The sequence below is a fragment of the Lewinella sp. JB7 genome (assembly GCF_024297185.1).
GTDB lineage: Bacteria > Bacteroidota > Bacteroidia > Chitinophagales > Saprospiraceae > Neolewinella.
This window is the reverse complement of the sequence record NZ_JANCTD010000006.1, coordinates 267,135-285,662: the sequence shown is the minus strand read 5'-3', so window position 1 is coordinate 285,662 and position 18,528 is coordinate 267,135. Positions and strand designations below refer to the sequence as shown.

Annotated in this window: 12 protein-coding genes and 1 tRNA gene; 1 reads left to right on the top strand and 12 read right to left on the bottom strand. The window is 59.8% G+C overall.

The window, feature by feature from the left end:
- Positions 1-5: 5 nt before the first annotated feature.
- The 8 genes from NMA52_RS12795 to NMA52_RS12760 all read right to left on the bottom strand — a co-directional run bounded on the left by NMA52_RS12795 (position 6) and on the right by NMA52_RS12760 (position 13,073).
- Positions 6-3,494, bottom strand: a complete 3,489-nt coding sequence (locus tag NMA52_RS12795; RefSeq protein WP_254828076.1) for a hypothetical protein — start codon at positions 3,492-3,494, stop codon at positions 6-8.
- Between the two features lie 476 nt (positions 3,495-3,970).
- Entirely contained in the window at positions 3,971-5,110 is a 1,140-nt protein-coding gene (gene hisB, locus NMA52_RS12790) for a bifunctional histidinol-phosphatase/imidazoleglycerol-phosphate dehydratase HisB (RefSeq protein ID WP_254828075.1), read from the bottom strand.
- A gap of 165 nt (positions 5,111-5,275) precedes the next feature.
- Positions 5,276-6,322 (bottom strand): histidinol-phosphate transaminase, encoded by a 1,047-nt coding sequence (hisC, locus tag NMA52_RS12785; protein WP_254828074.1) that lies wholly within the window; start codon positions 6,320-6,322, stop codon positions 5,276-5,278.
- A 34-nt stretch (positions 6,323-6,356) separates the two neighbouring features.
- Positions 6,357-7,640, bottom strand: coding sequence for a histidinol dehydrogenase (hisD, locus tag NMA52_RS12780; protein WP_254828073.1), 1,284 nt, complete (start codon positions 7,638-7,640; stop codon positions 6,357-6,359).
- Entirely contained in the window at positions 7,640-8,509 is an 870-nt protein-coding gene (gene hisG, locus NMA52_RS12775) for an ATP phosphoribosyltransferase (RefSeq protein ID WP_254828072.1), read from the bottom strand. The genes hisD and hisG overlap by 1 nt, the downstream gene beginning before the upstream one ends.
- Positions 8,510-8,665: 156 nt before the next feature.
- Positions 8,666-8,738: transfer RNA gene (locus tag NMA52_RS12770), tRNA-Phe, on the bottom strand.
- Positions 8,739-8,946: 208 nt separating this feature from the next.
- Positions 8,947-9,951, bottom strand: a complete 1,005-nt coding sequence (locus tag NMA52_RS12765) for a ThuA domain-containing protein (protein ID WP_254828071.1) — start codon at positions 9,949-9,951, stop codon at positions 8,947-8,949.
- On the bottom strand, positions 9,948-13,073 hold the full coding sequence (locus NMA52_RS12760; RefSeq protein ID WP_254828070.1) for a PVC-type heme-binding CxxCH protein: 3,126 nt from the start codon (positions 13,071-13,073) through the stop codon (positions 9,948-9,950). The genes NMA52_RS12765 and NMA52_RS12760 overlap by 4 nt, the downstream gene beginning before the upstream one ends.
- 584 nt (positions 13,074-13,657) lie before the next feature.
- On the opposite strand from NMA52_RS12760, the gene NMA52_RS12755 reads away from it, so the two are divergent.
- On the top strand, positions 13,658-14,158 hold the full coding sequence (locus NMA52_RS12755; protein ID WP_254828069.1) for a hypothetical protein: 501 nt from the start codon (positions 13,658-13,660) through the stop codon (positions 14,156-14,158).
- Here the strand turns inward: NMA52_RS12755 and hemW are convergent.
- The 4 genes from hemW to NMA52_RS12735 all read right to left on the bottom strand — a co-directional run bounded on the left by hemW (position 14,152) and on the right by NMA52_RS12735 (position 18,480).
- Entirely contained in the window at positions 14,152-15,300 is a 1,149-nt protein-coding gene (gene hemW / locus NMA52_RS12750) for a radical SAM family heme chaperone HemW (protein WP_254828138.1), read from the bottom strand. The genes NMA52_RS12755 and hemW overlap by 7 nt on opposite strands.
- Before the next feature lie 773 nt (positions 15,301-16,073).
- The gene (locus NMA52_RS12745) at positions 16,074-16,685 is read right to left on the bottom strand and encodes a hypothetical protein (RefSeq protein WP_254828068.1); all 612 of its coding nucleotides are present in this window, start codon (positions 16,683-16,685) and stop codon (positions 16,074-16,076) included.
- A 43-nt stretch (positions 16,686-16,728) separates the two neighbouring features.
- A complete protein-coding gene (gene tatC / locus NMA52_RS12740; protein WP_254828067.1) occupies positions 16,729-17,595 on the bottom strand; it encodes a twin-arginine translocase subunit TatC in 867 nt (288 codons plus the stop codon).
- A gap of 24 nt (positions 17,596-17,619) precedes the next feature.
- Positions 17,620-18,480, bottom strand: coding sequence for an SDR family oxidoreductase (locus NMA52_RS12735; RefSeq protein ID WP_254828066.1), 861 nt, complete (start codon positions 18,478-18,480; stop codon positions 17,620-17,622).
- Positions 18,481-18,528: the final 48 nt, after the last annotated feature.

Here is an 18,528-nt window from a genome sequence, read left to right as displayed (position 1 = left end):
CGCTCCTAAAACTGGGCCGTGACCTGCGCCCGCCCTACGTGCACCACGTCCGCGGTGCCGGTCTGCCGGCCATCGTAGAGGAGGTTGAGTTGGAGGTATTCCCCTAGTTGCTGGGTCAGACTGGCTTTCCAGAGCAGGTTTCGGCCGGGCTGCAGGCCCTGCAGCAGCGCGAAGCCGACCGGGCTTCCCGAAATTCCGTTTTCGTAGTCGATCTCGATCCACTGGAAACCGACGTCGATCCAGTTCCGGTAATTGCCCTCGAAGCGGGCCTCGCGGCGCAGGGTAAACTCCCCGTCGGTCGCCGGCAGGGTGTTCTCTTCCCGGCCTACGACCAGGGTGGTGTTGAGGCTGAAGGCCCCGGGTTGCCAGTTTACGCTCGGCTCCAGGCGGTGGAAGACGAGTTTGTAGTCCTTTTCGTTGAAGCGCTCGGAATCCGACTCCCGCCGCCCGGTGATGCCGGCAGTTTCCAGACTTAGCTGGTCGTTGGGGCGGTAGCGGAAGCGCAGCTCCCATTCCTCCCGCCGGCTGCTCTCAAAACCGGTGGTGAGTACGCGGCGGTTGCGCTGCTCGTCGTTGCTCAGCTGAATATCGTATCGCGGGTTAGCCCGGTTGAAGAACAGCCCGTGACGGCGGCGGACGCTGAGGGCCACCAGGTTAGTATCGGCAACGGCCAACTGGAAAGGATTCCAGGGTTGAATGTCGTCGGCCTGCCGAGTCTTCCGGTCGATGTTAATGGCGGTGTTCAGCGCGATCCGGCGCAGGAACCCCCGCACGCCGGTCGTGCCGCGCCAGAGCCGGTCCGGATCCCAGTTGAAGCGCTGGTTGATGCCGGCGTTGTCGGTCCGGATAAAATTGTTGTTGAATACACTGACCCGAATGTAGTCGGCGATGTCGGGGAAGGGCGAAAGCTCGATCTCGTTGGGCTGGATGCGCCCGTCGTTGTTGTAGAGGCTGTCCTGCCAGATGTACTGCCCGAGGCCGGGGCCCACGTACAGGTACTGGAACTCGACCCGGGGCTCCTGACCGCTGCCGACCTGGTAAGTGGTCTGGCTGGTGAAGGCACGCTTCAGGGCATCGGCCCGCACGTCGAGGCGACCCAGGAAGGTGGCTCCGGGACGGTCTTCCACAAGCTCCTGCCCGGGTACGTCGAGCTCGCGGTAAGTGAAGTTGCCCCCGAACTGTAAATTTTGGGCGGCCTGATACTTGCCTTCCGCGGTGATCTCCCGGGCGGAGGTGCTGGGTTGTAATTCGCTGCCGTCGGGCAATTTATCGTCGCGCTGACTGGCGCTCAGGGAGAAGGTGTACCGCTCGGTCGCGGGGGCTTCGATCCCGATCACGTACTTGTCGTACTGAAAGGAGAGGGCGGAAAGGCTGTCGGTCGCCAGGGCACGCCGGACACTGCGCTCTCCCGCGTATGCCGCGCTGATTTTCCACCCCCCCAGCGTGCGAAAATTTTTGCTGATGGTGAGGCTGGGTCGCCGGAAGTTGCCGCGACTAAGGGTATCCTCATTATTCAATTGGCTGAAGACTCCGGTTACCCGCCAGTCCTCCGTATCCAGTTGGAGGAGCGCCTCGTGTCGCCGGCCCCGGTAATCGTCGCTGCGGGTGAACTGCTCGTAGTCGTAGTCGATACGCCCGACCCCCTGACGAAGCAGGCCGATACCGCCGCCCGCCAGCTGTTCCGTAGCCGCTTCGGGCCGGATGGTGCTGAGGCGATTACTCAGGTTCCAGTTGCGGTAGAATTCCGGGGAGCGGTAGGGGTTGATGAAGTTGAAGGTCTTCTCCACGATCTCGTAGCGTCCCCGCCCCGCCACGGCCCATCCGCTGCTGTCGATTCCGATGGGCAGTGTTCGGTCGGCATCGATGCGCAGGGCGTGACCAACGTCATCGCTGCTGTTGAGCCGGCTGAAGCGATTTAGATCGAGTTTGCTGCGACTACCCTCCACCCGGATGCTTCCCTCCCCCCCGAAGCGGTACTCCCCCCCCGCGGTGAAGAGTTGCTGCTGTTGGGGGGCGACCAGGTCGATCTCGGGGGCGAAACGGCCGAGGGGCACGCAGTTTTCGTCGTAGCCCACGAAGACGTAGATCCGTTCGTTAGCCGGTCGCTCGGGGTCGAGTCGGTAGGCCCCGCCCCCCTGCCCCCGGTCGGTGAAGGTGGCCACGTAGCGCCCCCGCACGGGATCGGTGGTGCTCAGCAGGTAGGTCTGGTCGACCGCGCAACCGGTGGTGGTATCCCGCAGTTCGTAGGTGGCCCGCAGTTCTTCCCGCCCGTCGAGGGTATCGATACTCGGTACGGCGATACCGCCGGGGGCGTCTCCCTCCAGGCTGAGAGCCTCGCGTTGGGCGGTCGTGAGTTCGAGGTCGCCGGTGGCCGTCTTACTGTCCTGCTGGGTGTAGAGATTCACGTAGGCCGTCATCCGGCCCCGTTCGTAGCGGCTGCTGCCGGCGGCGAGGGTGCGTAGGTAGCGCTGGTCGGCGTACTCGTATTCGGCTACGATGCGTACGTCACGGGTAATCAGGCGGCGGGTCGTGAAGGTGAGTTCCGCCAGGTTGTAGTCGATTACGTAGTCGGCGTCGAGCCCGCGCTGCAGCAACTCTCCGTCGAGGTAGATGCGTTCCGTGCCCGCCAGGACGATCAGGAAGCGCTGGGCACCGTCGCCCGTCAGTTTGTACGGTCCCTGGTTACCTTCTCCCGGCGTGATGTTCTGGCGGATGAACTGGCCGCGCGCCACGGCAATGCTGGCGCTGTTTTGCCAGGTTCCCGCGTCCCCGTCTGCTCCGGCAACGGTCGTGAAGGTGGCCCCTTCGAGCTTTTTGTAGTAGCGCATGAAGTAGCCCTCGGGGTTGCGCAGTTCGTAATCGCCGGCGGTGAGTTGGGATCGGTCCTTACGCAACTGAATAAAGATGCGGTCGAACTCCCGCAGTTGTTGGGTCGTGCCCTCGGGCTGTACGGGGAGGTTCTCGTCGGTGATGGCGGCGGCCACTTCGATGCCGTTGCCCAGTTCACCGTTAAGCTGCAGATTGAAGGCGGAGTTGAGCACCAGATCCTGGCGGTTGCCGAAGCTGACGGCCCGACTGAAACTGCCGCGCGTCTGCACCTTCGTGTCGTTATCGAGAAGTCCGGAGCGCACGTAGGGGTCGTAGGCGCCGATGACCAGACCGGCTTCCTCCCGCCGCAGCTGCGTCGAGTCGATGAGGCGCATGCGTTCGTCCAGGGTAAAGGGGAGGGCGCGGTAGCGCAGGAGCAGTGAGTCGGGAAGTTCGGTACTGAGCCAGCGCAGGTAGCGTCCGTTCAAGAGGTATGCGCTCTTCGGCACCCGTTGACCGTCAAGAGCGGTGATTTCCAAACTTTCCGGTACGACCGTCAACGAATCCACCAACTGACCGGCCGGATTTACCGCGATGATGCGCTGCCGCAGGGTCGATAAATTTTGCGCAGAGAGGTAGCCCGTCGCCAGAAAGCAAAGCAGTAACCAGTGCGTCTTTGGAATCACGTGGGGGTAACGTAGGAGGGGAAGGGGTTAGTCTCGCTCGCGGTGCTCGCTGTTAGTTGGTTAGTCTCGCTCGCGGGGCTCGCTGTTAGTCGGTTAGGACGCTCGTGGGGCTCGCTGTTAGTCGCCTTTGGCAGTTAGGGCGCTCACTGCGTTCGCTGTTAGTTGGTTAGGGCACTCGCGGGGCTCGCTGTTAGTCGGTTAGGACGCTCGTGGGGCTCGTTGTTAGTCGCCTTTGGCGGTTAGGGCGCTCACTGCGTTCGCTGTTAGTCGGTTAGGATGCTCGCGGTGCTCGCTGTTAGTCTCGCTCACTGCGTTCGCTGTTAGTTGGTTAGGGTGCTCGCTGTTAGTCGAATGCCGGCAAAATCAGGTGGCTTTCCAAGCTATTATCGGTCACTGATGTACTACAAACCACCTAACTGCCTAAACTACTAACTGCCTAACTGCCTAACCTACTAACTGCCTAACCTACTACCCGCCTACAACACCCCCTTCGTACTCGGCAACCGCATATTCTCTACGTCGCGGCGCTTGGCCATTTTGATGCTCTTGGCGAACGCTTTGAAGGTGGCTTCGATCTTGTGGTGCTCGTTATCTCCTTCGACCTTGACGTTGAGATTGCAGCGGGCACCGTCGGTGAAGGACTTGAAGAAGTGGTAGAACATCTCGGTGGGCATGTCGCCGATCTTTTCGCGGCGGTAGGTGCAGTCCCAAACCAGCCAGGGGCGACCGCCGAAGTCGATGCCTACCTGGGCCAGGGAATCGTCCATGGGTAAGTACCAGCCGTAGCGCTCGATGCCAAGCTTGTCGCCGAGCGCCTGGGCGAACGCCTCCCCCAGAGCGATGGCCGTGTCTTCAATGGTGTGGTGTTCGTCGATGTCGAGATCACCCTTCACCTTTACGGTCAGATCGCAGCCCGAGTGACGGCCAAGCTGATCGAGCATGTGATCGAAGAAACCGAGTCCGGTGTCAATGGTAGTCTGGCCGGTGCCGTCCAGGTCGAGCTCGATGAGGATGTCCGTTTCCTTGGTCGTGCGGCGAACGGTCGCGGTACGGTTTTTGAGTCGTAAGTGATGGTAGATGTCTTCCCAGTCGGTAGTGCGTAGGGCGATGGTGTCGTCAAGGTCGCCGAGTTCTCCGGAACTGAGCTCATCGTTGCCGAGTTCCGGGTCGGTGGCAATCCAGATTCCCCGGGCGCCGATATTCTTGGCGAGCTGCATGTCGGTCAGCCGGTCTCCGATGACGTAGCTGTTGGCTAGGTCATAATCTCCGGAGAGGTAGGTGGTAAGTAAACCGGGATTAGGCTTACGGGTGGGGGCGTTATCCCTGGCGTAGGTACGGTCGATGAGTTCTTCCGTGAACGCTATGCCCTCGGCGGCCAGAGCACGGCGCATAAGTTCGTGGGTGGGCCAGAACGTCGCCTCGGGATAGTCGTCGGTACCCAGACCATCCTGATTGGTGACCATTACAAATTTGTAATCCAGCTCGCGTGCGATACGTCCGAGCCAGCGAAATACTCCGGGATAAAAATTTAATTTATCGATGGAGTCTACCTGATAATCTTCGGGTTCGAGGATCAGGGTGCCGTCGCGGTCGAGAAACAGGATCTTTTGGGCCATGTGGCAAAGTTAAACACGGGGGTGCGGTGAAGGGAAACCGCCATACGTATTCGTGAAGAATGATACCAGTAAAGTGGAAGCTGTAAATAGTCCTGCTTTTTCCTCCCTTCAGGGGGGGCACCAGGGATTCTTCCGATAGAGCTATCCGGCGGCGCCTCCGCGGTACTACAATTCCCGGAGAGCGGCCAGTAACTGATCGTTTTCCTCCGGCAGCCCGGCCGTAATGCGCAGGCAATTCTTGGCGTTCGGCTGGTAACTTTGGTTGCGGACGACGATCCCGCGATCGAGGAGGTGGCGATATACCCTGTCCGAGTCCGAGAAGCGTACCAGCAGGAAGTTGGTCACCGAGGGGAAGATATAATCTACCAGGTCAGAGGTGAGGAGATCCCGTTCCAGCCGTTTCCGTTCGGAGACCAGGGTGTTTACCCGCTCGCGCATGACTTCCGGCTGCCGCAGGGCTGCCAGGGCGGTGGCCTGAGTTAGCACGTTGATGTTGTACGGCATCTTGATCGTCCGCAGCATCGTAACGATGAATTCGCTGGCGTAGGCCGCGCCGAGCCGCACACCGGCCATTCCCCAACCCTTCGACAACGTTTGGGTAATGATCAAATTAGGAAATTCATCCAGGCGGGGGAGGAAACTGGCCTCCGGAATAAAGTCGATGTACGCTTCATCCAGCACCACGATGCCGGGAAAACTGCGGATCAACTCTTCCACCACCGCGGCATCCATCAGGTTCCCACTCGGATTGTTGGGGCTGCAGAGCCAGAGAATCTTGGAGTTTTCGTCCCAGCTTTCCTTCAACTTACCGACGGGGATGGAGAAATCCGGCAACAAGGTCACGGCCCTAAACTCGGCGTCGTTGATGCCGGCGGCCACCTTGTACATCCCGAAGGTTGGCGGAAGGGCCACGACATTGTCCTTCCCCGGAATACAGAAGATCCGCGTCACCTGATCCACGATCTCATCCGATCCGTTGCCGATGAAAATCTTGTCGGGATCCACTCCCCGGATTTCCGCCAGCGCCATCCGGATATCGGTCGACAGCGGTTCCGGATACCGATTGTGCCCGTTGTCGAAGGGACTTTCGTTCGCGTCCAGCAGAATGTCCGCCCGCCCCTTGAACTCCGAACGTGCGCTCGAGTAGGGGGTGAGGTGGAGGATATTGGGACGAACGAGTGACTTGATGTCGGTGGTAGTGGTGGTGGTCATCGGGGGAGGGATGAGGGGTTAGGGGATGAGTGGATTAGTCCAGATCCGCGAGCCTTAGGCTGACGGCATTGCGGTGGGCCCGGAGGTGCTCGGCTTCGGCCATAACTTCGACGGTGGGGCCGAGATTGCGTAGTCCGGCGGGGGTGAGTTCCTGAAAGGTGATCTTTTTGGTGAAAGAATCCAGGCTGACACCGCTGTACTGGCGGGCGTAGCCGTAGGTGGGGAGGGTATGGTTGGTGCCGCTGGCGTAATCGCCCACGCTTTCCGGTGTGTGGTAGCCGAGGAAGATGGAGCCGGCGTTGCGGATACGATGCGCGAACTCCCGGGCATTTTCCATACTAAGGATCAGGTGCTCCGGCGCGTATAGGTTGACGTACTCGGCGGCTTCGTCCCAGTCACCGAACACCAGGCTGAGGCTGTTGGCAATACTCCGCGCGGCCAAGTCCTTGCGGGGTAGTTGGGCCAGTTGGGCTTCGACTTGCAGCCAGACGTCCTTTGCTCTCTCCTCGCTGTCGGTTACGAGAACTACCTGGCTATCGTGGCCATGCTCGGCCTGACTGAGCAGGTCGGCGGCAACGTGACTGGACCTTGCTCCCGCGTCCGCGCAAACAAGTACTTCCGAGGGGCCGGCGGGCATGTCAATGGCCAGTCCTTCGAGCTGAGCGAGCTGTTTGGCGACCGTCACGAAAGCATTGCCCGGGCCGAAGATCTTGTACACTTTTGGTACCGAGGTAGTGCCGAAGGTCATGGCGGCAATCGCCTGCGCGCCTCCGAGGCGGAAGATTTTGGTCACTCCGCAGAGGCCGGCGGCGAATAGGATGGCGGGGTGAATATTCCCCTCCCGATCCGGTGGAGAACAGAGCACGACTTCCCGGCACCCGGCAATTTGGGCGGGTACGGCCAGCATCAGGACGGTACTGAAGAGGGGTGCGGTGCCGCCGGGGATGTACAGACCTACCTTGTCGATGGCCCGGCTTTCCCGCCAGCACCGCACGCCGGGCATGGTCTCGATTTCTTCTCGCAAGCCTTGCTGGCTGCGGTGAAACGTTTCGATGTTTCGTTTGGCTACCCGGATCGCCTGCTGAAGATCCTCGGGCACCCGGGCGGCTGCCGCGGCAATGGCATCCTCGGGTACGGCAAGATCATCCAGCTCCACGTGGTCGAAGCGGGCGGTAAAGTCACGCAGCGCGGCGTCCCCTTCGTCCCGGACCCGGTGCATCACTTCCCGGACGGTCGCCTGGAGACTCTCCAGATCCTGCACGGGGCGGCGGGTGAGGGCTTCCCATTCCCCCCGGTTGGGCTCGACGAAAGTTTTCATCAGACGATCATTTTGGCAATGGGGACCACGAGGATGCCTTCCGCTCCGGTGGCGCGCAGGCGATCGATGATGTCCCAGAAGCGGTCTTCGGTGATCACGGTGTGCACGCTCGACCAGCCTTCCTCCGCTAGGGGCAGGACGGTGGGGGAGCGCATGCCGGGCAGTAAGGCGATGACCTCCCCGATGCGGTCGTTGGGCACGTTCATGAGGACGTACTTCTGGTTGCGGGCCGCCAGTACCGACTTGATGCGGAATATCAGCTGATCGAGGATTTGGCGACGCCCGGCATCGATGCGTGGGCTAGCGGCGATCACGGCCTCCGACTTCAGGATAACGTCCTGCTCCTCCAACCCGTTCTTGAAGAGGGTGCTGCCCGTACTGACCAGATCGCAGATGGCATCAGCGAGACCGATATTGGGGGCAATCTCCACCGAGCCGCTGATCTCGTGAATTTCGGCGTCGATCCCTTTTTGCCGCAGGTAGCCCCGCAGGCTGTTCGGGTAGCTGGTGGCGATGCGCTGTCCGTCGAGACTGTGGATTCCACCGTATGTCTTGCCCCGGGGGGTGGCCAGGCTGAGGCGGCACTTCGAGAAGCCCAGTTTGAGGACTACCTCCGCGTCTTTCTCCTTCTCGATGAGGGTGTTCTCGCCGATGATGCCGATGTCGGCGACGCCGTCCTGGATGTACTGGGGGATGTCGCTGTTGCGTAGGTAGAGGACCTCGGCGTTGAAATTGCGGGCGGGTGCTTTGAGCTGATCGCGGCCGTTATCGATCCGGATACCGCATTCCTTGAGGAGCTCGATGGACTCGTCGAGCAGGCGGCCTGATTTCTGGACGGCGATGCGGAGGGGGGGCGTTGTCGCTGGCATTGGGGAGATTGGCTAAAATGCAAAAAGGCCCACCGGGTATTTCCGGCGGACCTCTGAGCAATACGTTTGTGGAGCAGTTGGTTTATCGCACTAAACTATTACTCGCCGACGGGGCAAGACGCAGTAAAGTGATGATGATGTACTCCAAGAATCATGTGGTGTGGGGCGGAATCGAACCGCCGACACATGGATTTTCAGTCCATTGCTCTACCAACTGAGCTACCGCACCATTTGCCGTATTCTCGGGCGTTCCCGATTAAAGCGGACGCAAAGGTAATTATAAGCAGATAGAAATTGCAAGCTCTTAGCGGAAAAGTTTGGGTGCCTAGCCGTTGGACCGCTATAGCCGTTGGACGGTCCCCCACCGTCCAACGGCTATAGCGGTCCAACGGGGTGCCCGGGGGGGGGACTGCCCACTGCGGAACATCACCGGCTTATCACTCCACCTCCGGCCGCCGACCCGGTTTGAATTTTTCCCCGAAGCCGGAGTTATTTGGTGCGTATTCCCCCACGATGGTCGCATCCACCCCCGTCGCGGGGATATCCCCCTCCCGTCCCAGTGCCCAGTAGATACCGTTCAGGGCCAGCTTACGCATCGGCTCTTCCCGAAAATCGAAGGGGTGTCCCAAAGTCGTGAAGAATACCCGCGCGGGTACACCATTACTGCCGGTATAGGTTTTGGTCCAGGCTACGGGATTATCGAGGGGGAATTCATCCAGCCTTCCCTTTTCTTCGTGGTTGGAACGTAAACTATGGCCCATCAGGAGGGGGGCGCTGTCGCCGCTCAGTTTCCAGTCGCCGCCGTCCACGTGGTAAAGCCAGGAGTAAGCCTCAAAGGGCTGCACGCCACGCAAGACGGGGTGGTCCGCCTTTTTCGCCACCGGCGTTACGGACGTGAGTTTTCCGCTGCCGTCGTCGAAGTGACCGTGGTGGGTGATCCACTGCTGCCCGAACACCTTTGTCGGCCAGTCATCGTTCAGCGACATCAGGGCGCTGTCTTTCGGTTCCACGTACTTAAACGCGTGGGTGGAAGTGCGGAATCCGACGATGGGTCGACCGCTCTCGGCGTAGTCAGTAATTTTTCGGGCCAGGTCGGCGGGCAATTGCCGGTAGCGGGTGAATATGACCATCAGGTCTGCGTCCGCTAACTGGTCGAGTTGACTGATGTGGTACACGTTATTGGGGTCGATGTATCCGGCCGAATCCAGCGCGTAGCCCACGACGGTTTCCGCGCCCAGGTTACGCTCGAGGATGCGCGCCAGCATGGGCATGCTTTCCTCGGAGCGGTACTCCTCGTCGCCGGTAACGAACACGATTTTCGGGGCGGCGGAAGTCTTCGCGGCGGCTTCCGTGACGTCCGTTGTTTCGGGGGCGGGGCCGCAGGAGCCAAGCAGGCAGGCCAGGAGCAATGGAATCAGGTATAAACGCAGATTGTGGGTCACTTCTTCACTTTTAGGGGATGTTCTTCCAGCAACTCGTCGGCGCGGTACATAGCCTTCCGCCCGGCGGTGACGGTGCGTACGGCGTCGATTTGCTCGGGCTTAATCATGCTAGCCGTATTCCCGAAGGAATTACGCACGTAGGTCAGCACCGCTGCCATCTCCTCGTCGCTCATCAAGCCTCCGTAGGCCGTCATCGGTACCTGACCTTCGTAGTGCTTGCCGAGTACGTCAATGGGGCCGTACATGCCATGCATCACGAGTTTGATGAGTCGTTCGGGTGACCCGGTTACCCAGGGGGACCCGGCCAGGGGAGGATAACCAGTCGCCGCCAGGCCCTTACCGTTCTCCTGATGACAGGTCCCGCAGTAGCCCTCCTGACCGTAGATTTCCTCGCCGAGCGCGTAAGCCCGGGCGATGGGGCTATCGGGATTCTCGGCAATCTCCGCTACCGGCTCTACGTAGGGCTCTCCCCGCAGGTGGGCCCGGGCGCTGTTGAGTACCTGCCGACTGATCTCGTCGAGTTCCTGATCGGCAACGATGTCGAGAATATCGTCACCCTCCTCCGGATCCAACCACGAGGCGGCCACCATCGCTTCCATCCGCACCCGGGAGTTTGGGTCGGCGGCAAAGTTGGCCAGTCGTGTAGGCACGTCGTCCAGGCGGTGACCCAGGTAGCGGACTACCCGCGCGGCCACGGCCCGTAAGCGATAGTCACGAGCTTCACTGGCGGCATCCAGTATTTCCGCGTCCGGGGTTCCGGAACCCCAGCTTACGTAGAGGGCTTCGCGCAAGTACTGTTCGTAATTGGGATCCTGCTTATCCAGCGCGGCGACCCAGTCCCGGGTAGCCGCCATGACTTCCTCCGCCGGGTGACCACGCAGCACGCGTCGACTGCGGTAGCGCGCCCGGTACTCCGGCAACTTCAGGTTATCCAGCAGTTCGGGGATGGTGGCATCCGCTACGTTCGGCTCCGGCACCAGGGGGCGGCCCGGGTAGGTAATGCGGTAGATACGCCCGTGAACGTGGTCGCGCAGAGGGTCGCGGGCATTGTGCTGCATGTGCCCGACCAATACGTTGTGCCAGTCAACTATATAGAGGCTTCCGTCGGGCGCAAACTCCATATCCACCGGTCGGAAGTTGGGGTCGCTGCTGGTGACCAGGTCCTGGCGCCAGCGGGTGTCGAAACCGGTACCGTTGTCGAAGAGGCGGTGCTGCTTCGTACCGCGGAAGCCGATCGTGTTATTAATGAGCAGATCACCCTGCACTTCGGGGGGGAAGTGGCGACTGGAGACGATCTCCAAACCGGAGGTTGGACGCACCCGGTGAGCTTCCTCGATGAGGTCGTCGGCCATGGGACTGTTGACGCCGTAGACGTTGCGGATGGTCGACGGGAGCATCCACTGCACCCGGGGACCGCTCGTATGGGCGAAGATGGGCTGCCCCCAGTCGTCGAAAATAATGCCCCAGGGGTTCGGGATCGCGATCTGGGCGGTACGCTCCAGGTGACGGCGATCCGGGTCGAAACGGTAAAATCCGCCATTCGTCGCTCGTACTGGTCCGTAGGGTGTTTCCACGTTGGTGTGCAGGAACAGGCCCTCGCCCATGTAAATGCCACCCCCGGGGTCGGCCTCGTAGGCGCTGATGTTGTGGTGAGTATCGTGATCGTCAAAACCGCTCATGACGATCTCGCGGGTATCGGCTACGTCGTCCCCGTTAGTGTCCTGCAGGAAGATCAGGTTCGTGCCCTGGGAGACGTACACGCCCCCCCGCGCGAATTCGAAGCCGACGGGAAGGTGAAGGCTGTCGGCCCATATCTTGAGTACGTCCGCCCGCCCGTCGTCATCGGTATCCTCGAGGATGACCAATTTGTCGTTCGGCAGGGCATCCCCGGGGCGGTAGTGCGGGTAGCTGGGCATCAGGCTTACCCACAGGCGTCCCCGGTCATCCCAGTTCATTTGGGTGGGGTTGGCTAACTCCGGGAAGTCTTCCTCCGAGGCGAAGAGCTCGATGCGGTAGCCGGGGGCGGTGGTGAAGCTTTCCATCAATTCGTCGCCGTAGAGGTAGCGTACGTCTTCCGAATCCTGGAGGGCATAATTGGTCTTTACCGGAGGCAGGGGCAGGGTACGCTGGTCGGCGGCGGCCACGTCGAATTCCTCTCCGGCCAGATAGGCCCAGATGGCGGCGTCGCGGTTGCGCGTCATCTGCCGCACCTTCTTGATCTCGTATGGGTAATTATCGGGGCCGTAGGGATTATACCGACGGCCGTAGGCGTGCACCCCGTTAGGCATCTTGAAGTCAAGCAGCCAAAAGTAATTCTTTTCGTCTACCGCGGCCCGCAGCCGGGCGTCGGGTTCCGGTGCCGACTTGCCGAAGAGCTGGCGCGAGAGGTAGTCGCTTAGTTTTCGGTACCCCGCCTCATTGAGGCTGATCCCATCCGTCGTAAGGCGCTCATCTTCCATCCACTCCCGGGAGGGGGTGTAAAGATCGATGAAGGGAATGCCGTTGTCGGCCGCCATATCGCGCATGGCCTGAGTGTACCTTTCGATGTTGCGATTCTCCGCTTCGCCGTCCGGTAAGCCGAGCATACTGGAATTTTCGTAGGCCAGGGGAGATAGGAGGACGAGTTGGGGAGGAGTCGTCCCGTTGTAGCGCTGGTTTTGGGTGTACCGGATAAAACTGTCGATCTCCAGGGCGAAATTGGTCAGTCCCTCCGGACCGGCATAACTTTCGTTGAGGCCGAAGAAGGCCATCACGATATCGGCATCCAGGGAATCCAACCAATGGTCCTCCGTCGGAAAGTGGCCTTCGCTGCGGCTGTCGCGGTCTACGTCGGGATTGTAATCCTCCGCTCCCGGAAAGGCCCACGGTGATTTACGGCTGGCGTGGGGCCTGAATCCGGCCGTATTTCCCGGGTCGCACATATTTCGAATGGTGAGCTCAGCCGTCGGAAACTGCTGGTAAATAGCGGTTTCGAAGTATCCGAAATGCGCCATCCGGCTACAGAGATTATTGCCGATGAGAACGATGTTGTCGCCCGGCTGAACGGATAGTTGTACGGCGGAAGGTTCGGATTGGCAGGCATATAGCGCTAGCCATAAAAGGAATACTGGTGCTCTCTTCACGGTAAACAGTTAACCCTGTCAAGATAGAACGTTTAGACCAAACCGGCATTTGCGGTCTGGTCACCTGTCCTAGTCACGCTTTCGAAGATCACCGTATGGAGTTTGGGATACTTTTCTTTCTGCGTCTTATTAACGGGTGTACGGTAACGAAAGGCACTGCCGGAGCATCAATGACGGATTGGTCGAAGAAATTCAGGGGTCGGTCGGTCACAGAATCGGATAATCCTCCCGGGCCGCTACTTTATCTATAAAATTATTCCATCATGTTACCCGGAGGAGCCGCCGCGATCGTAGATCATCGCACCGATACCACTACCAAATTCCGCCGCGTCCGGAAAGTTCCGGGTCCACGGTCGGGGCGTCGTAAACGTGCGTCAGTTAAGGAATCCCGCCACACGCCCGACCGGTGGGTCGCCCAACTTCGGGAAAAGTACCAGGCGGAAGTCCGAGCCAACCGTCGGGTACGAATCATTGCCGTAGCGGTAGCATTGGGGGTGATAATTTTTCTACTGCTAGGTGTATAGGAAGTGGCAAAGGTGTTATAACTTACTTATGCCTTAGGGATATCACTAACCATCCTCACTATGAACACACTGAAGTACCTTTTGCTGATTATCGGACTTACCACCATGAGCACCCACCTCACCGCTCAGCAATACAAATCCGCCATCGGTGTCCGCCTGGGTTATCCCTTGTCCGCGAGTTTCAAAACCTTCGTTAGCGAATCGAACGCCGTCGAGGTGTACGTCGGTTACCGGGGGTACAGCGGCGCGGCCAACTGGGTCAGTATTAACGGCGCTTACCAGGTGCACCAGGACATCGATGCCGTAGACGGACTGGAATACTACTACGGCGGGGGTGTCGGGGCCCAGTTCTGGAGCTATAAATTCGGCGAATCCGGGTCCACGACCTTCAGCGTATCGGGATACCTGGGCCTGCAGTACACCTTCGAGGACACACCCGTATCGGTGTCCGCCGACTGGGTGCCGACCTTCTTCATCGGCGACTCGCGTTACGGAGCCTTTAATTCCTTTGGGGGCGGTTACGGTGCCTTGGCCGTGCGCTACGTTCTGGGCCGTCAGTAGAAGCCGTCCGCAGCCACTCCATCGGCAACCGCCAGCCCCCGGCGGCTGAGGCGATAAATTTGCCGATCCTGCTCGAGCTCAACGTTCCCGTTACCTACGTGCACCTGCATCTCCCGGACGAAGTGCCGGGCCAGATCAGCACCAAACCGTCGGTTCAGTTCCGCTACCGCTACGCCCTCCGTCCGTCGCAGGCTAGTCATCACGAACTCGTTGTACCGATCCCGTGGACGGAGCAATTCCTCCGTATAGAGTAGCGGCCCGGCGTCAACGAATGCATCCGCCGTAGCGATCTCCGGCCAGACCTTCGCGTAGCGGGCGTTGTTGCTGACGTTCCACCGGCGGCGAAACTGTCCGTCGAAACTGTGGGCACCCGGTCCGATCCCGAGGTAAGGCCGGCCAGTCCAGTATCCGCTATTGTGACGGCTGCGGTGGCCGGGGCGGGCGAAGTTGCTGATCTCGTACTGTTCGAAGCCGGCTGCGGTAAGGTGATCGATCAACATGCCGAACTGAACCGCGAAACGGCGGTCGCTGGTATCGGGTACGGCTCCGGTCGCCACTTGGTGTCCGAGCGCCGTTTTGGGCTCGACGGTCAGGGCATAGGCTGCTACGTGGTTCACCCCCAAGTCCGTCGCGACGTGCAGGTTGCGCGACCAAGTCTCGTCGGTGGTGGTCTGAGCGCCGTATATGAGGTCGATACTCAGGTTGTCGAAACCGGCGGCCCGCACCTTACCTACCGCCGCTAAGGCCTGCCGGGCGTCGTGAGCGCGGTTCATGAAGCGTAGGTCCGCCTCGTCGAAGCTCTGAATGCCGATACTGAGCCTGTTCACGGGGCTACCGGCCAGAACAGCGATTGCCTCCTCCGAAAGGTCATCGGGATTCGCTTCCAGCGTAATCTCGGTATCCGAATCACCATTCCAGTAGCCGGCGCCCCGGATCGCGCGGAACAGCCGGACAAGTTCCGCAGCCGACAGGATGGAGGGGGTGCCACCTCCGAAGTAGATGGACGGTACCGGCCCGTCGGGTAATTCCCCCCGCCGTACGGATAGTTCCCGTACCAGGGCATCTACGACGGCGGTCCGAAGCTTCAGATTAGTGCTGAAGTGGAAGTTGCAGTAGCTGCACGCTTGCTTGCAGAAAGGGATGTGGAGGTAGAGCAGAGGGAGGGAGAAATTTAGAATGTAAAATTTGTCATTTTTAATTGGGCTGCCGCTGTTATTTGCTCGCTGCGCTCGTCGGCCGGTCGTGGCGTATTTGCTGAGTAACTTAGGGGGCGGGATTTACCATGTACAAAGTACCAAGTACCATTTTGAATTGGGCTGCCGCTGATTCTTGCTCGCTGCGCCTGTCGGCCGGTCGTGGCGTGTTTGGGGAATGGCTTAGTGAGTGGGATTTACCATGTACAAAGTACCAAGTACCATTTTGAATTGGGGCTGCCGCTGTTATTTGCTCGCTGCGCTCGTCGGCCGGTCGTGGCGTGTTCGGTGGGTAGCTCAGTGAGTAGGATTTACTATGTACCATGTACCAAGTACCATTTTGAATTGGGCTGCCGCTGATTCTTGCTCGCTGCGCTCGTTATCGGGGCTCGCCGGCTAACTCTGTATCCGCGTATAATGTGCGCTTTAATGCAAGTAATCTGCGTTGCCACTGCAGCCCACGAGCGTCAGCGAGCGGAGACGTCGAGACGAGCGCAGCGAGCAACCCCGCCAATTTGCAATGGTAAATTCTACCGAGCACAGCGAGCATCCCCGCAAATGTTAGATTGTAAATTCAGAAATGGTAAATGGTAAATTCTACCGAGCGCAGCGAGCATCCCCGCCAATTTTAAATTTTAAATTCAGCTATTGTAAATGGTAAATTCTACCGAGCATCCCCGCCAATTTGCAATGGTAAATCTAGAAATGGTAAATGGTAAATTCTACCTCCCCTTCGGCCGCCGCCGCTTGCCGCCGCGGCTCATCATTTGGTGTCCCTGCTTGCCCATCCGCTGGGCGGCTTTGACCTGACCGGACTGTTTGAGCGCGTTGTCGAGCATGTCGATCTGCTCGACGATCTGGGGCAATTTTACGTTCGTCTCCTTGGCGGCCTTGAGGTACTTCTTGGCGGCGGGAAAATTCTTACGGTTGGCCTCGATCTGGGCGAGTTGAAGCTTGAGCATCGCCTTTTCGTTCGCGGTGGGTACGTCGATGGCATCGGCCTGCTTCAAATAGCCTTCGGCGGCGTTGAGGTCCTTGCGGCTCAGGGCAATGGTACCGCGCATCATGTAGTAGAACGCCCGGTTGGCACTGTACAGCCACTCCGGCTTCAGCGTCAGATTGAGTAACTGTTCGCCCCGGTTGAAATCCTGGGCCTGCACGGCCTGGGCGGCCGGGCCGACGGTACCGAGAAAAACGTATCCGGCCAGCAGGATCAATCCCGCAAGCAAGAAGGGGAATCCGTACCAGAACCCGAAGGCGATCCAGAGGGCGGTACCCCCCAGTATTCCTGCGGCGATCAGGGCAAAACGGATGTATGGTGGTATGATGAACATGGCTGTTTACTTAAATATACGGCGCCCGCGGCCCCGCCAGTGGCTACTTCAGTGCGGCTTCGTAGTCCTTTTGCGCACTCTTGGCCACAAAGATCGATATTTCGTACAGGGTATAGAGGGGGACGGCGATCAGGATCTGGGTCACGACATCGGGCGGCGTGAGCAAAGCCGACAATACCAGAATGCCGATCAGGCTGTGGCGGCGGTACTGCCGCATCGATTCGGCGGTCACCAATCCGAATTTCGCCAAAAAATGTACCAGGACCGGCAACTCGAAAATAAGCGCCGCCGGCAGGGTAAACATGATCATGTAGCTGATGACGGAGTCCATCTTCGGTTGGTTCACGGCCCCGCCGACCTCGAAACCCATCAGGAAGTTCGTACCGAAGGGGGCCACGATGAAGAAGCCAAAGGCCACCCCGGTGAAGAACAGCAGGGAGCAGATGACGATCACCCACCGCGTAGCTTTCTGCTCGGCCGGGTAAAGACCCGGACGCACGAACGACCAGATCTCGTAGAACACGTAGGGAAAAGCCACCACGAACCCGCCCACGAAGGCCATCTTTACGGCCGTGATGAACTGTTCGCCGAATTCCGTGGCCTGCACCAGCACGTGCGGCGGGTGAAAGCACAGGGCCCCGCCGGTGCCGAGGTAGTCGGAAAGCCGACAGAACATGCGGTAGCTCAGAAAATCCTCCCGTAGGGGCCCGAAGAGCACGTAGCGGAAATAGTAGTCGTTGAAGATAAACAGCAGTATGCCGCCCACGCAGATGGCGATGAGCGCGCGCATGACGTGCCAGCGCAGCTCTTCGAGGTGATCGACGAACGACATCTCCTTGTCGGTCTCGGGCACGGGCTTGCCGTCCGCATCGTATTCCCAAGTGTCTACGTCCTGTTGGTCGAGTGGCATAAGCGCGAAGGTACCTAGTGAATTTTATAGAAGGAAATCCCGTACGGCCGACTCGCTGTATTCCCACAGCCGCCGGGCGAGTTGCTCGTTGCGGGCGGTAGGGGAGGGCTTGACGAGGCACTGCGTCGGATTAAAGTAACGGCCCGATACCTCACGCACCTCGGGGCTGCTCGCCAGGTATACGCTGGTGTCGGCGCCGGTTTCCGGGGTGCGGGCGAAGGGTTTGTACAAGGACCAAATGGTCTTGGTGAACAGCTTGCCCTTTTTGTTGGCCAGCTGGGTGCCCACCACGCCCGGGTGCAGGCAGTTGGTCGTGAGCTCGCTGCCGTGGCGGCGGTCGAGTTCTTTCGTGAACAGCACGTTGGCCAGTTTGCTCTGGGCGTAGGCCCGCGTGCCGTTGTAGTTTTTCGCTCCCCGCTCGCCCCGCAAATTGCCGAAATCAATGCCCCCCTTGCTGTGCATGGCGCTGGCTACGTTGATGACGCGCCCGCAGATCTTGGTGCACTGCATGGCGGGAATGAGGTTGAGGGTGAGCAGGAAGTGACCGAGGTGGTTGACCCCGAATTGTAGTTCGTACCCGTTGCGGGTGAGCTCGAGTTGGTCGCAGTACACTCCGGCATTGTTGATGAGCACGTCCAGCCGGGGGTGCTCGGCCAGAAACAGTTCACTGGCGGCCCGTACGCTGCTCAGGTCGGCAAGATCGAGCGGCAGCGTATCGATGCGTTCGTTGCCCGTGGCTTCCACCAGCTGATCGGCCGTTCGTTGAGCCTTGGTCTCACTCCGGCAGGCTAGTACCAGGTGGGCCCCCTTGCGCGCAAGCCGTTCGGCGGTCGCCCGGCCGATGCCGTCGTTGGCGCCCGTGATGAGTACTGTTTTATCCTGCATAGCCTCTGAGTGGGTAAACGCGCGGGGCGGGAGAGCGGTTGTGCGCAA